The 14,721-nt window shown below is 70.1% G+C and carries 10 protein-coding genes; all 10 read left to right on the top strand.

Annotated features, from left to right (window positions below):
* Position 1: 1 nt before the first annotated feature.
* The 10 genes from rsmH to murC all read left to right on the top strand — a co-directional run bounded on the left by rsmH (position 2) and on the right by murC (position 14,719).
* A complete protein-coding gene (gene rsmH, locus G6N68_RS15890; RefSeq protein WP_163714041.1) occupies positions 2–1,159 on the top strand; it encodes a 16S rRNA (cytosine(1402)-N(4))-methyltransferase RsmH in 1,158 nt (385 codons plus the stop codon).
* The gene (ftsL, locus tag G6N68_RS15885) at positions 1,156–2,412 is read left to right on the top strand and encodes a cell division protein FtsL (protein WP_163714039.1); all 1,257 of its coding nucleotides are present in this window, start codon (positions 1,156–1,158) and stop codon (positions 2,410–2,412) included. Before rsmH ends, ftsL begins: the two co-directional genes overlap by 4 nt.
* Complete coding sequence (locus tag G6N68_RS15880; RefSeq protein ID WP_163714035.1) at positions 2,409–4,499, top strand: peptidoglycan D,D-transpeptidase FtsI family protein; 2,091 nt, start codon at positions 2,409–2,411, stop codon at positions 4,497–4,499. Before ftsL ends, G6N68_RS15880 begins: the two co-directional genes overlap by 4 nt.
* A 155-nt stretch (positions 4,500–4,654) precedes the next feature.
* Complete coding sequence (locus G6N68_RS15875) at positions 4,655–6,202, top strand: UDP-N-acetylmuramoyl-L-alanyl-D-glutamate--2,6-diaminopimelate ligase (protein ID WP_163714031.1); 1,548 nt, start codon at positions 4,655–4,657, stop codon at positions 6,200–6,202.
* Positions 6,199–7,791, top strand: a complete 1,593-nt coding sequence (locus G6N68_RS15870) for a UDP-N-acetylmuramoyl-tripeptide--D-alanyl-D-alanine ligase (protein WP_163714028.1) — start codon at positions 6,199–6,201, stop codon at positions 7,789–7,791. The genes G6N68_RS15875 and G6N68_RS15870 overlap by 4 nt, the downstream gene beginning before the upstream one ends.
* Positions 7,788–8,873 carry a phospho-N-acetylmuramoyl-pentapeptide-transferase gene (gene mraY / locus G6N68_RS15865; RefSeq protein WP_163714025.1) on the top strand — a complete coding sequence of 362 codons (1,086 nt, stop codon included), beginning with the start codon at positions 7,788–7,790 and terminating at the stop codon, positions 8,871–8,873. The genes G6N68_RS15870 and mraY overlap by 4 nt, the downstream gene beginning before the upstream one ends.
* A gap of 1 nt (position 8,874) precedes the next feature.
* A complete protein-coding gene (gene murD / locus G6N68_RS15860; protein ID WP_163714022.1) occupies positions 8,875–10,326 on the top strand; it encodes a UDP-N-acetylmuramoyl-L-alanine--D-glutamate ligase in 1,452 nt (483 codons plus the stop codon).
* A 6-nt stretch (positions 10,327–10,332) separates the two neighbouring features.
* Positions 10,333–12,000: a putative lipid II flippase FtsW gene (gene ftsW / locus G6N68_RS15855; protein ID WP_163714021.1), complete on the top strand. Its 1,668-nt coding sequence runs from the start codon at positions 10,333–10,335 to the stop codon at positions 11,998–12,000.
* Positions 11,997–13,229 carry an undecaprenyldiphospho-muramoylpentapeptide beta-N-acetylglucosaminyltransferase gene (gene murG / locus G6N68_RS15850; RefSeq protein WP_163714018.1) on the top strand — a complete coding sequence of 411 codons (1,233 nt, stop codon included), beginning with the start codon at positions 11,997–11,999 and terminating at the stop codon, positions 13,227–13,229. Before ftsW ends, murG begins: the two co-directional genes overlap by 4 nt.
* Positions 13,226–14,719, top strand: coding sequence for a UDP-N-acetylmuramate--L-alanine ligase (murC, locus tag G6N68_RS15845; RefSeq protein ID WP_163714015.1), 1,494 nt, complete (start codon positions 13,226–13,228; stop codon positions 14,717–14,719). The genes murG and murC overlap by 4 nt, the downstream gene beginning before the upstream one ends.
* Positions 14,720–14,721: the final 2 nt, after the last annotated feature.

Here is a 14,721-nt window from a genome sequence, read left to right as displayed (position 1 = left end):
GGTGCATGCCCGTGCACCGTGGTCTCTGTCCGAACCGACCCTGGCGTACTTCCCCAACGCCAGGTTCGCAACCTCGGACGGAGGCCTCGGTGCACGGGCGGCACTGCGGGTAGGCCGATACTGCCGGAGCAGGGGAGGTGTCAGGATGACTGATCCAGATTCCGATCCCCGCTCCGCACCAACGGATTTCGGGCACGTACCGGTCCTGCTGGAACGCTGCGTCGAGTTGCTCACCCCGGCGCTGACCCGTCACCATCCGGACGGTTCCGGAGCCGTGCTCGTCGATGCCACCCTCGGTGCCGGTGGGCACTCCGAGCGGTTCCTGGCCACCTTCCCCGGTTTGCGGTTGATCGGGCTCGACCGCGACCCCAGCGCACTGGAGATCGCCCGTGGTCGGCTCGCCCGGTTCGGCGATCGGGTGACACTGGTCCACACCCGGTATGACGGGCTGGCCTCCGCATTGCACGAATCTGGTTGTGAGCCAATCGAATCCGTGGACGGGGTGCTGTTCGACCTCGGGGTCTCGTCGATGCAGCTCGATCAGGCCGAGCGGGGCTTCGCGTACGCCAAGGACGCGCCGCTGGACATGCGGATGGATCCGTCGTCGCCACTGACGGCGGCCGAGATCGTCAACACCTATGACGCCCGGGCGTTGGCCGACATCTTGCAGCGCTACGGCGAGGAGCGGTTCGCCCGCCGCATCGCCGAACACATCGTGCGCCGCCGCGCCCGCACCCCGTTCACCTCGACGGCCGACCTGGTTGCCCTGCTCTACGAAGCGATTCCGGCCCCGGCCCGACGTACCGGCGGGCACCCGGCGAAGCGGACGTTCCAGGCGTTGCGCATCGCGGTGAACGACGAACTCGGCTCGCTGCGGGACGCGATCCCGGCGGCCCTGGATGCGCTCGCCGTCGGTGGGCGCATCGTCGTGCTGGCATACCAGTCGTTGGAAGACCGCATCGTCAAGCGGGCGTTCGCCGACGCGGTCAGCTCGAGAACACCGCCGGAACTCCCGGTCGAACTTCCCGGCCACGAGCCGCGCTTCCGGTCGCTGACGCACGGAGCGGAACGCGCAGACGCGACCGAGGTGGAAAGCAACCCACGCAGCGCACCGGTGCGCCTGCGGGCCTTGCAACGAGTTGGGACGGGAGAGCGATGAAGGCGAAACGCGAGGCGCCCGAACTCCGCGGCAACGATCGTCGCGGCGGACGCGCAGGAACCGCCCGAGCGAGCCGGCGGACGGGTTCGGGCTCGGCGGTCGACTCGCCGTCGCGGCGCACCCGCCCGGCCAGGAGTGCGACCCCCACCCGCGAGGCGCGGTCGCCGAAGTCGGGGCCACAAACCAGCCCGATCACGCGGCCCGTCGATCGCCCCGCGCGGCCCAAGAACGCCAGTCAGGCCAAGGCGCGGGCAAAGGCTCGGAAAGCCAAGGCGCCGAAGGTAGTTCGCCCGAAACTGACCGAGCGGCTGGCGATCCGGCTGGCATCGATCGACTGGCGGCCGAGCGCGTGGCTGAACAAGGTCCCGTTTGTGGTGCTGGTCATCGGTTCGCTCGCCGTCGGGTTGGGTCTGACGTTGTGGCTGTCCACCGACGCCGCCGAGCGTTCCTATCAGCTGAGCCACGCCCGCGAGCGCACCCGGATGCTGCAGCAGCAGAAGGAAGCGCTGGAACGTGATGTGCGGGAGGCGGAATCCGCGCCCGCGTTGGCGGAGGCGGCCCGCCGGCAGGGCATGATCCCCACCCAGGACACCGCCCACCTGGTCCAGGGGCCGGACGGCAACTGGGTGGTGGTGGGCACGCCGAAGCCCGCCGACGGCGTCCCGCCGCCGCCGCTGAACACACCCATCCCGGAGGAGGGTCCGCCGCCCCCGAACCCGTCGGCGGTGCCGCCGGAGGTTTCGGTCCGCGTGACGCCCGCTCCCGGTGATTCGCCCGCGCCGCCCAGGACCGGGCCGCAGTTCCTCATGCGCGCACCGGACGGCGCCTCGACATTGGGTGCCACCCCGGTTCCGGGCCAGTTGCCCTTGGTCCCCGGCCAGCCGCCGTTGCCCGGCCAAGTGCCGGTGCCCGGTCAGGTGCCGGTGCCGGAAGGCCAGGCGCCGTTGCCCGCTCAGGTGCCAGTACCGGAGGGCGGTGTGCCCGCGCTGCCCGGCCAAGTGCCGCCGGCGCCGGGCCAGGCTCCCGCTCCGGTTCCCGCACAGGTTCCCGCTCCGTTGCCGCCCGACGCGCCGTTCGAACTGAGGGCACTACGCCCGGCCGCGCCGCCCCCGGCGGCCCCGGTGCCCCCGGCTCCCGCGGCGCCTGCGCCCGTCCCGCCGCAGCCGGCCGGCGCACCTCAACCACCGGCCGCCGGCGGACCGGCAGCCCCGAGTGCCACCGCCCCGACACCGGTGCTGGGGATCCCGCGGTGAGTCGCGACGACCCCCGGCGGTCGCGCCCGGCCCGGCGCCCGGCGCGTGGCCCTCGCCAACCGCAGGAACCGGTCGACGCCCGGCAGCCCAAGCGCTCCGGTAAGAAGGATCGTCCCGGCAAGGGGCCCAAGGCAGTTCAGGAACCCAAGCCGACCCGAAAGGCCAAGAAGGCCCAGAAAGCCAAGGACGCCAAGAAGTCTCGTCCGGCCATGCCGACCGAGTCGGCCGGGCTGGGCCACTCGGCACGAGAGCGGCGCACCCGTCCCGCGCTGGAGGTAGCGTCTCGCGGCGCATCATTCGTCTTCCGGCACCGGGCAGGAAATGCCGTCATCTTCATCCTGCTGTTGGTGGCCGCCACCCAGCTGTTCTTCCTGCAGGTGTCCAACGCGGCAGAGCTGCGCGCCCAGGCGGCCGGCCAGCTCAAAGTCACCGACATCGAACGCGCGGTCCGCGGTGCGATCGTCGACCGGCACAACGACCGCCTCGCGTTCACCATCGAAGCTCGTGCGCTGACCTTTCAGCCCAAGCGGGTCCGCCAGCAGCTCGAGGAAGCCAGGCAGAAGTCGCAGCGCGCACCGGAACCGCAGCAGCGGCTCAAAGACATCGCGCACGAGATCGCGAACAGGCTTAACAACAAGCCCGACGAGGCGACCGTTCTGAAGAAGCTGAAAAGCGATGAGACGTTCGTCTATCTGGCCCGCGCCGTCGACCCCGCCATCGCCACCGCGATCACCACGAAATTCCCCGAGGTCGGTTCCGAGCGTCAGGATCTGCGCCAGTATCCGGGCGGGTCGCTGGCGGCCAACATCGTGGGCGGCATCGACTGGGACGGCCACGGCCTGCTGGGTCTTGAGGACTCCATGGACGCCGTGCTGGCCGGCACCGACGGATCGGTGACCTACGACCGCGGGTCCGACGGCGTCGTGATCCCCGGCAGTTACCGCAACCGACACCGTGCGGTGCACGGCTCGACCGTCCAGCTCACGTTGGACAACGACATCCAGTTCTATGTGCAGCAGCAGGTCCAGCAGGCCAAGAACGTGTCGGGGGCCCACAACGTATCGGCGGTCGTGCTCGACGCCAAGACCGGCGAAGTGCTGGCCATGGCCAACGACAACACCTTCGACCCGTCGCAGGACATCGGTCGGCAAGGGGACCGGCAGCTGGGTAACCTGCCGGTCTCGTCGCCGTTCGAGCCGGGTTCGGTGAACAAGATCGTCACCGCCGCCTCGGTGATCGAGTACGGGCTGAGCAACCCCGACGAGGTGCTTCAGGTGCCCGGCAGCATCCACATGGGCGGTGTTCCCATCCACGACGCGTGGGAGCACGGCGTGATGCCGTACACGACCACCGGCGTCTTCGGGAAGTCGTCCAACGTGGGCACGCTGATGCTGGCGCAGCGCGTTGGCCCGGAACGCTTCTACGACATGGTCCGCAGATTCGGGTTGGGGCAGCGCACCGGCGTTGGCCTGCCCGGCGAGAGTGCGGGGCTGGTGCCGCCGATCGACCAGTGGTCGGGCAGTACATTCTCGAACTTGCCTATCGGCCAAGGCCTTTCGATGACCTTGCTGCAGATGACCGCCATGTACCAGGCGATCGCCAACGACGGGGTGCGGATCCCCCCGCGGATCATCAAGGCCACCGTCGGAGCCGACGGCACCCGGACCGAAGAGCCTCGGCCCGAGGGCATCCGGGTGGTCTCCGCGCAGACTGCGCAGACCGTCCGCCAGATGCTGCGCGCCGTCGTCCAGCAAGACCCGATGGGCTACCAGCAGGGCACCGGTCCCGCGGCGTCGGTGCCGGGCTACCAGATGGCCGGCAAGACGGGCACCGCGCAGCAGATCAACCCCGGCTGCGGGTGCTACTACGACGACGTCTACTGGATCACCTTCGCCGGCATGGCCACCGTCGACAACCCTCGCTACGTCATCGGCATCATGATGGACAACCCACATCGCAACGCGGACGGCACCCCGGGCCACTCGGCCGCCCCGCTGTTCCACAACATCGCGGGCTGGCTGATGCAGCGCGAGAACGTGCCGCTGTCGCCCGATCCGGGTCCGCCGCTCACCTTGCAGGCGATGTAGATCCACCCCATCGACACCGCTCGGCCGGGGCTCGATAGACGCCTCAACAGGCCCCAATAGGCGAGGCGCGTGCGGGACACGTCGCGGCCGGGTGCGTCTGGATAGGGTGTCATGGCCCATCATGACTGGGATGCGGCGACGGAGGCAGGACGGAGGTGACCGAAGTGGCGTCGGAATCCGTTGACCTGCGCCCCTCCGGCGTCGCCGGCGCGCCACTGTCCGCGCTGGCGGCCGAAGTCCGTGCGGTGCTGGCCGCGCGGCCAGGCCCGGTTCCGGACGTGCCGGTCACAGGTGTGACGCTGCGCGCCCAGGGGGTCGAGGCCGGTGACCTGTTTGCCGCGCTGCCCGGATCGGCGACGCACGGCGCCCGGTATACGCAGCAGGCGGTCGATCGTGGTGCCGTGGCGGTGCTCACCGACGCCGACGGGTTGAAGGAGATAGGGAAGCTCGCGGACACCGTGCCGGTACTGCTTCATCCTGCACCCCGCAGCGTGCTGGGCGCGGTGGCCGCCGCGGTCTACGGTCGGCCCTCGGACCGGGTGCGGGTCGTCGGGATCACCGGCACCTCTGGCAAGACCACCACGACGTACCTGGTCGAGGCCGGGTTACGCGCTGCCGGCCGGGTGGCCGGATTGATCGGCACGATCGGCGTTCGGGTCGACGGCACCGACATCGACAGCGCGCTCACCACACCGGAGGCCCCCGTCCTGCAGTCGATGCTCGCGGCGATGGCCGAACGCGGGGTGGACACCGTGGTGATGGAGGTGTCCAGCCACGCGCTGACCCTGGGGCGGGTGAACGGCACTCGATTCGCCGTCGGCGGGTTCACCAACTTGTCGCGCGATCACCTCGATTTCCACCCCACCATGGCCGACTACTTCGACGCCAAAGCGCTGTTGTTCGACCGGGAGTCACCGCTGCGGGCCGACGTTGCCGTGGTCTGCGTCGACGACGAGGCGGGACGTGCCATGGTCGATCTGGCGCCGGACGCGATCACCGTCAGTGTCTCGGACCCGTCCGCACACTGGCACGCCACGGAGGTGGCGCCGCTGGGCGCGGGCGGTCAGGAATTCACCGCCGTCGACCGCGCGGGCGTCCAGCACCGGGTCGGCATTGGCCTGCCCGGTCGCTACAACATCGCGAATTGCCTTCTCGCCCTGGCGATTCTCGACGTCGTCGGGGTCTCGCCGGAGCAGGCTGCGGCGGGGCTGCGGGAGATTCGGGTCCCGGGTCGCCTGGAACGCGTCGACCGCGGTCAGGATTTTCTTGCCCTGGTCGACTACGCGCACAAGCCGGGCGCCTTGCGGGCCGTGCTCACCACGTTGCGTGACCCGCAGCGCCGGCTGGCCGTGGTCTTCGGTGCCGGCGGCGATCGCGACCCCGGGAAACGTGCGGCCATGGGCGCTGTCGCGGCGGAACTGGCCGATCTGGTTGTCGTCACCGACGACAACCCGCGCAGCGAGGATCCCGCGGCGATCCGGCGCGAAATCATCGCCGGGGCAACGGAAGTGGACGGCGCGGCGGAAGTGGTAGAGATCGGCGACCGGCGCGCCGCGATCGAGCATGCGGTCGGTTGGGCGGGACCCGGCGACGTCGTGGTCATCGCGGGCAAGGGGCACGAGACCGGCCAGAGCGGCGGCGGCGAAATCCGCCCGTTCGACGACCGGTTGGAGCTCGCCCGCGCACTCGAGGCCCGCGTATGATCGAGCTCACCGTGGCGCAGATCGCCGAGATCGTCGGTGGCGAACTCGCCGACATCACACCGGAAGAAGCTGCGCGCCAACGCATTACCGGGACGGTGGAATTCGACTCGCGGGCCGTCGGGCCGGGCGGATTGTTCCTGGCGCTACCCGGTGCGCGGTCCGACGGCCACGACCATGCGCCCGCCGCGGTCGCGGCCGGGGCCGTCGCCGTACTGGCCGCGCGCCCGGTCGGGGTGCCCGCGATAGTGGTGGCCCCCGCCCGTCAAGAACCGCGGACGGTCGATGGGAAGGTCGCTGGCGTCCTCGAACACGACACGGACGGATCGGGAGCGGCCGTCCTGGCGGCGCTGGGCAAGCTGGCCAAGGCGGTGGCCGCCGAACTGGTGGCCGGCGGGCTGACCCTCATCGGCATCACCGGGTCCTCGGGCAAGACGTCGACCAAGGATCTCGTCGCCGCCGTGCTCGCCCCGTTGGGTGAGGTGGTGGCCCCGCCCGGGTCGTTCAACAACGAACTCGGTCACCCGTGGACGGTCTTGCGCGCAACCCGCGACACCGACTACCTGATCCTGGAAATGTCGGCCCGCCACCCCGGCAATATCGCCGCACTGGCCGACATCGCCACGCCGTCGATCGGCGTCGTCCTCAACGTCGGCACCGCGCACTTGGGCGAGTTCGGCTCAAGAGAAATCATCGCTAAAACAAAATCCGAACTGCCGCAATCGGTTCCGCAATCCGGGGTGGTGATTCTCAACGCCGACGACCCCGCGGTGGCGGCCATGGCCGACGTCACCAAGGCCCGCGTCGTTCGCGTCACCCGCAATCCCGGATCGGGCCCCGACGATGTCTGGGCCGGACCGGTGACGCTGGACGCGCTGGCCAGGCCGCAGTTCACCATGCATCGCGGCTCGGCATCCGGCCACGCCCAAGCTCAGGTCCGGCTCGGCGTGTACGGCGATCACCAGGTGACCAACGCGCTGTGCGCCGGCGCCGTCGCTATGGAGTGCGGCGCCGACATCGAGCAGGTGGCGGCCGCGTTGGCCGGGGCCGGGCCGGTGTCGCGGCACCGCATGCATGTCACCACCCGCCCGGACGGCGTGACGGTGATCGACGATGCCTACAACGCCAACCCCGACTCGATGCGAGCCGGGCTACAGGCGTTGGCCTGGATCGCGCACGGCCAGGCGGACCCGCCGCGCCGCAGCTGGGCGGTCCTCGGGGAGATGGCCGAGTTGGGTGAGGACGCGATAACCGAGCACGATCGCATCGGTCGGTTGGCCGTGCGCTTAGATGTGTCTCGACTCGTTGTCGTGGGAACCGGGAGGTCGATGAGCGCCATGCACCACGCAGCGGTCATGGAGGGCTCCTGGGGAGCTGGGGGTGACAGGGGGGCGATCAACGTGGCGGACGCGGACGCCGCTCTCGCCTTGTTGCGGGAAGAGCTGCGGCCCGGCGACGTGGTCCTGGTGAAGGCGTCCAACGCGGCCGGGCTGGGCGCGCTGGCGGACGCGCTGGTCGCGGACGGCTCCCAGCAGCCCCCCAAAGAGCCGCCCACAGAGACCCCCGAAAGCGGAGGTGCGGCGCACCCATGAGACAGATCCTCATCGCAGTCGCCGTCGCGCTGACCGTTTCCATCTTGCTGACCCCGGCTTTGATCCGGCTCTTCACCAAGCAGGGGTTCGGCCACCAGATCCGCGAAGACGGGCCGCCCACGCACCACAACAAGCGCGGAACTCCCTCGATGGGCGGCGTCGCCATCTTGGCTGGCATGTGGGCCGGCTACCTCTGCACCCACCTGGCCGGGCTGGCGTTTGACGGCGAGGGCATCACCGCCTCGGGGCTGCTGGTGCTGGGGTTGGCCACCTGCCTGGGCGGGGTCGGTTTCATCGACGACCTGATCAAGATCCGCAGGTCGCGCAACCTCGGTTTGAACAAGACGGCCAAGACCGTCGGGCAGATCGTCTCCGCCGTGCTGTTCGCGGTGCTGGTGCTGCAATTCCGCAACGAGGCGGGCCTGACCCCGGGCAGCCCGGACCTGTCCTATGTGCGCGAGATCGCCACCGTCACCCTGGCGCCGGGACTGTTCGTGCTGTTCTGCGTGATAGTCGTCAGTGCCTGGTCCAACGCCGTCAACTTCACCGACGGGCTGGACGGGCTGGCAGCCGGCTGCATGGCCATGGTCACGGCCGCCTACGTGCTGATCACGTTCTGGCAGTTCCGCAACGCGTGCGTCACGGCGCCCGGACTTGGCTGCTACAACGTGCGCGACCCGCTGGACCTCGCACTCGTCGCGGCCGCCACCGCCGGGGCCTGCATCGGCTTTCTGTGGTGGAATGCCGCACCCGCCAAGATCTTCATGGGCGACACGGGGTCGTTGGCGCTGGGCGGCATCATCGCGGGATTGTCCGTCACCAGCCGGACCGAGATCCTCGCGGTGGTGCTCGGTTCGCTGTTCGTCGCCGAGATCACCTCGGTGGTGCTGCAGATTCTGGCCTTCCGAACCACCGGGAGGCGGGTGTTCCGCATGGCGCCCTTCCATCACCATTTCGAGTTGGTCGGCTGGGCCGAGACGACGGTGATCATCCGGTTCTGGCTGCTCACCGCGATCACCTGCGGTCTGGGCGTCGCCCTGTTCTACGGCGAATGGTTGTCCTCGAGCCCGATTGGTTCCTGACGTGCTCGACCCCCTTTCGGCCGGCGCGCCGGTCCTGGTGGCCGGGGGCCGGGTAACCGGCCGGGCGGTCGAGGCGGCACTGACCCGCTTCGGCGCGACGCCGACGGTGTGCGACGACGATCCGAACATGCTGCGCCCGTATGCCGAGCGCGGGGTGGCGACCGTGAACCCCGCCGAGGCAATCCAGCGGATCACCGAGTACGCCCTGGTCGTCACCAGCCCCGGTTTCCGACCCGATGCGCCGGTGCTGGCCGCCGCTGCGGCGGCCGGCATCCCGATCTGGGGCGATGTGGAGCTGGCCTGGCGGTTGGACCAGGCCGGCTGCTACGGCCCGCCGCGCCGTTGGCTGGTCGTGACGGGCACCAACGGCAAGACCACCACGACGTCGATGCTGCACGCCATGTTGACCGCCGGCGGCCTACGCAGCCTGCTGTGCGGCAACATCGGCGACCCGGTGCTCGATGTGCTGCCGGAGCCCGCCGAATTCCTGGCCGTCGAACTGTCGAGCTTTCAGCTGTACTGGGCGCCGTCGCTGCAGCCGGAGGCCGGCGTCGTGCTCAACATCGCCGAAGACCACCTGGACTGGCACGCCTCCATGGCCGAATACACCGAGGCCAAGGCCCGGGTCCTGACCGGGCGGGTGGCGGTGGTCGGCCTAGATGACGTCCGCGCGGCCGCGCTGCGGGACTCGGCCCCCGCGCCAGTGCGAGCCGGCTTCCGGCTCGGGGTTCCGGGGGCCGGGGAGCTGGGGGTGCGCGACGGCGAGCTGGTCGACCGCGCCTTTGCCGACGATTTGGCCTTGCTGCCGGTGGCGTCGATACCGGTGCCGGGCCCGGTCGGAGTGCTGGACGCGCTGGCAGCGGCGGCGCTGGCCCGTTCGGTCGGGGTGCCGGGCGAGGCGATCAGGGACGCCATCGCGTCGTTTCAGGTGGGTCGCCACCGGTCCGAGGTCGTGGCGGTCGTCGACGGCATCACCTACGTCGACGACAGCAAGGCCACCAACCCGCACGCCGCGGAGGCGTCGGTCCTGGCCTACCCGCGCGTGGTGTGGGTGGCGGGCGGCCTGCTCAAGGGCGCATCCCTGGATATCGAGGTCGCCAGGATCGCGTCACACCTGGTCGGGGCGGTCCTGATCGGCCAAGATCGGCTGGCAGTTGCTGAGGCGTTATCGCGACACGCGCCCGATGTCCCCGTTGTCCACGTTGTGACAGGCGAGGATGTTGAGATGCATGCGACTCCTGGTGCTTCTGTTACTCATGTGACGCAAGATGATAGTGACGGAGTGGCCATCGGCACCCGCGTGATGACCGCCGTCGTGGCCGCCGCCCGGGAGATGGCGAGGCCCGGGGACACCGTGCTGCTGGCGCCGGCCGGGGCGTCGTTCGACCAATTTGCCGGTTACGCCGATCGCGGCGACGCCTTCGCGGCGGCCGTACGCGCGGCGACCCAGTAGGTGGCCGTGGGTAACGCAATGAGCCGGCTGTTGCGCCGGAACAAGGGCAAGACCGACCCCAAGGATCCCGAAGCCGCCGCAGGCGAGGGCGAAGCGACGGCGCCGGAGCCGTCGGAGCTTCAGGAGGACGGGGCTCCGGAGACTTCGGAGAAGGTCACCAAGGAGAAGGCGGCCCCAGAGAAGACGGCCACGGAGAAGGTGGTCAAGGTCAAGGCCGAGGGGCCGCGCACCCGCTTCGGTGCCTGGCTCGGCCGGCCGATGACCTCTTTTCATCTGATCATCGCCGTCGCCGCGCTGCTCACCACGCTGGGCCTGATCATGGTGCTGTCGGCATCGGGCGTGCGGTCCTACGACGACGACGGTTCGGCGTGGATCATCTTCGGCAAGCAGGTGCTGTGGACGATCGTCGGACTGATCGGCTGCTACGTCGGGTTACGGATGTCGGTGCGGTTCATGCGCCGCATCGCCTTCACCGGCTTCGCCATCACCATCGTGTTGCTGGTATTGGTGCTGGTCCCGGGAATCGGCAAAGAGGCCAACGGGTCTCGGGGTTGGTTCGTGGTCGCGGGCTTCTCGATGCAGCCTTCCGAGCTGACCAAGATGGCGTTCGCCATCTGGGGTGCCCACCTGCTGGCCGCCCGGCGTATGGAGCGTGCGTCGCTGCGCGAGATGCTGATTCCGCTGGTGCCGGCGGCCGTCGTTGCCCTCGCGCTCATCGTGGCCCAGCCTGACCTGGGCCAGACCGTGTCGATGGGCATCATCCTGTTGGGTCTGCTGTGGTACGCCGGTCTGCCGCTGCGCGTCTTCCTCACCTCGTTGGGAGCGGTCGTCGTCTCCGCCGGGATCCTGGCGGTGTCCGCCGGGTACCGTTCGGACCGGGTGCGGTCCTGGCTCAACCCGGAAGACGACCCCATGGACTCCGGCTACCAGGCCCGCCAGGCCAAGTACGCCCTGGCGCACGGTGGCATCTTCGGCGACGGCCTGGGCCAGGGCGTGGCGAAATGGAACTACCTGCCCAACGCCCACAACGACTTCATCTTCGCGATCATCGGCGAGGAGTTGGGCCTCGTCGGCGCGCTCGGACTGCTGGGGCTGTTCGGGCTGTTCGCCTACACGGGAATGCGCATCGCGCGTCGCTCCGCCGACCCGTTCCTGCGCCTGCTGACGGCGACCACCACGCTGTGGGTGCTGGGTCAGGCGTTCATCAACATCGGCTACGTGATCGGGCTGCTGCCGGTCACCGGGCTGCAGTTGCCGCTGATCTCCGCGGGTGGAACCTCCACCGCCACCACCCTGACGCTGATCGGCATCATCGCCAACGCGGCTCGTCACGAACCGGAGGCCGTGGCCGCGCTGCGGGCCGGAGGCGACGACAGGGTGAACCGCCTGCTGCGCCTGCCGCTGCCCGAGCCGTACGAGCCGTCGCGGCTGGAGGCGTTCCGCGACCGCAAGCGTTCGCACCCGCACAACGCCAAAGCGCCGGCACCCCGCAAACCGCCCCGACCTGCCGACCCGCCGCGCCGCCGGGCTACGCCGCGCACGGCCGATCGCCCCACCCGCCGGTCTGGCGATAATGCCCGTGCACAGGGAAGGCATCATGGATCTGGCCAGCGAAACGCCGGCCAGCGTCCAACGCGACGCGCTCGAACTTTGGAAGGTCAGCGTTACGGGTGAATGACTCGGTCAGGCAGCCGGCCGGCGGGCAGGGGGTAAGCCCCCGGCCCGCCGGTGCCTTGTCGGTCGTGCTTGCCGGTGGCGGCACGGCGGGACACGTCGAGCCGGCGATGGCGGTTGCCGACGCGCTCACCGCGCTCGACCCCGAAATCAGGATCACCGCGCTCGGCACCGCCCGCGGGCTGGAGACGCGGCTGGTGCCCGAACGTGGCTACCACCTCGAGCTGATCACTCCGGTGCCGCTGCCGCGCAAACCCAGCGGCGACCTGGCCCGGCTGCCACCGCGGGTGTGGCGTGCCGTGCGGGAGACGCGGGCGGTGCTCGACAGCGTCGATGCCGACGTCGTCATAGGTTTCGGCGGGTACGTGGCACTGCCGGCCTACCTGGCCGCTCGCGGCGTCCGGGGCCTACCCGGACGGAACCGCCCCGGCGTCGAGCGTCGACGGCGCCGTCGCATTCCGGTGTTGATCCACGAGGCCAACGCCAGGGCCGGGCTGGCCAATCGGGTCGGTGCGCGCACCGCCGATCGGATACTTTCCGCCGTTCCCGATTCCGGTTTGCGGCGCGCCGAGGTCGTCGGCATCCCGATCCGGGCGGCGATCACGACCCTGGACCGTGCCGCGCTGCGCGCCGAGGCGCGAGCCCACTTCGGCTTCGCCGACGACGCCCGGGTGCTGCTGGTGTTCGGCGGTTCGCAAGGAGCCGTCTCGCTCAACCGGGCGGTGTCGGGCGCGGCCGCCGACTTGGCCGCGGCGGGCGTTTCCGTGCTGCACGCCCACGGCCCCAAGAACGTCCTGGAGCTGCGCACCCCCGAACCCGGCGATCCGCCATATGTCGCGGTGCCGTATCTCGACCGGATGGACCTGGCGTACGCCGCCGCGGACCTGGTGATCTGCCGCTCCGGGGCGATGACGGTCGCCGAGGTATCGGCCGTCGGCCTGCCGGCGATCTATGTGCCGCTGCCCATCGGCAACGGCGAGCAGCGGCTCAACGCGCTACCCGTGGTCAACGCCGGCGGCGGAATGCTGGTCGCGGACGCCGACCTGACGCCCGCCCTGGTGGCTGGCGAGGTGTCCCGGCTGCTCACCGATCCGCCGAGGCTGGCGGCCATGACCGCGGCAGCGGCCCAGATGGGACATCGTGATGCGGCACGGCAAGTAGCCCAGGCGGCGCTGGAGATCGCTCGACGGTCGCGGGCCGCGGCAAGCACCACCAGGGGACGAGGATGACCGCCGAGTCGTTGCCGCCCGAGCTGCAGCGGGTGCACATGGTCGGCATCGGGGGAGCCGGAATGTCGGGCATCGCCCGCATCCTGCTCGACCGCGGCGGGTTGGTGTCGGGTTCGGACGCCAAGGAGTCGCGCGGCATTCACGCGCTGCTGGCGCGCGGCGCCAAGATTCGGATCGGGCATGACGCCTCGTCGCTGGATCTGCTGCCGGGCGGCGCGACGGCCGTCATCACCACCCACGCCGCCATTCCCAAAACCAACCCCGAACTTGTCGAGGCCAGGCGCCGCGGCATTCCGGTGGTGCTGCGCCCGGTGGTGCTGGCCAAGCTGATGGCCGGGCGCACCGCGCTGATGGTCACCGGGACGCACGGCAAGACGACCACGACGTCCATGCTGATCGTCGCCTTGCAGCACTGCGGGCGGGACCCGTCGTTCGCGGTCGGCGGTGAGCTGGGGGAGGCCGGGACCAACGCCCACCACGGCAGTGGCGACTGTTTTGTCGCCGAGGCCGACGAAAGCGACGGATCGCTGCTGGAATACACGCCGAACGTGGTGGTCGTGACCAACATCGAGTCCGATCACCTGGACTTCTACGGCAGCACCGAAGCCTATGTCGGGGTGTTCGACTCGTTCGTCGAGCGGCTTGCTCCGGGCGGGGCTTTGGTGGTGTGCACCGACGACCCGGGTGCGGCGGCGTTGGCGCAGCGCACCGAGGAACTGGGCATCCGGGTGCTGCGCTATGGATCTGCACCGGCCCACGACGGCGACGTCCTGGCCGGCAGGTTGGTGTCGTGGGAACAGCAGGGCACCGAAGCGGTCGCGCAGATTCAACTGGCGCCCGAGCTGGAGCCGACGTCCCATCCGCGGGTGATGCGGCTGTCGGTGCCCGGTCGACACATGGCGCTCAATGCGCTGGGCGCCCTGCTGGCGGCGCTGGAGATCGGGGCCCCGGTCGAGGACGTGCTTGATGGCCTGGCCGGGTTCGAAGGGGTACGTCGGCGCTTCGAGTTGGTGGGATCGGTGGCGATCGGTGCGGACTCGGTTCGGGTTTTCGACGACTACGCCCATCACCCGACCGAGATCAGCGCCACGCTGGCGGCCGTGCGCACCGTGCTGCAGCAAGAGGAGAGCGGCCGTTCGCTGGTCGTGTTTCAGCCCCACTTATATTCGCGGACAAAGGCTTTCGCGGCGGAGTTCGGCGCGGCGCTGAGCGCTGCGGACGAGGTGTTCGTCCTCGATGTATACGGTGCCCGCGAACAACCGCTGGCCGGTATCAGCGGGGCAAGCGTGGCCGAGCACGTCACGGCGCCGGTGCGCTATATCGCGAACTTCTCGGCCGTGGCCGAGGAGGTGGCCGCCGCCGCGGGCCCGGGTGACGTCATCGTGACCATGGGCGCCGGCGACGTGACCATGCTGGGGCCGGAGATCGTGCGGGCGCTGCGGGAGCGCGTCAACCGCAGCGCCCCGGGACGGCCGGGAGTATTGCAGTGACC

The sequence above is a fragment of the Mycobacterium bourgelatii genome (assembly GCF_010723575.1).
Lineage (GTDB): Bacteria > Actinomycetota > Actinomycetes > Mycobacteriales > Mycobacteriaceae > Mycobacterium > Mycobacterium bourgelatii.
The sequence above is the reverse complement of the archived record's forward strand: the minus strand, read 5'-3'. Positions and strand labels throughout refer to the sequence as shown.

What these genes read in the sequence shown, in the direction of transcription:
- ftsL (WP_163714039.1), top strand. Translation starts at nt 1,156, where the DNA reads ATGAAGGCGAAACGCGAGGCGCCCGAACTCCGCGGCAACGATCGTCGC.
- G6N68_RS15870 (WP_163714028.1), top strand. Translation starts at nt 6,199, where the DNA reads ATGATCGAGCTCACCGTGGCGCAGATCGCCGAGATCGTCGGTGGCGAA.
- mraY (WP_163714025.1), top strand. Translation starts at nt 7,788, where the DNA reads ATGAGACAGATCCTCATCGCAGTCGCCGTCGCGCTGACCGTTTCCATC.
- murC (WP_163714015.1), top strand. Translation starts at nt 13,226, where the DNA reads ATGACCGCCGAGTCGTTGCCGCCCGAGCTGCAGCGGGTGCACATGGTC.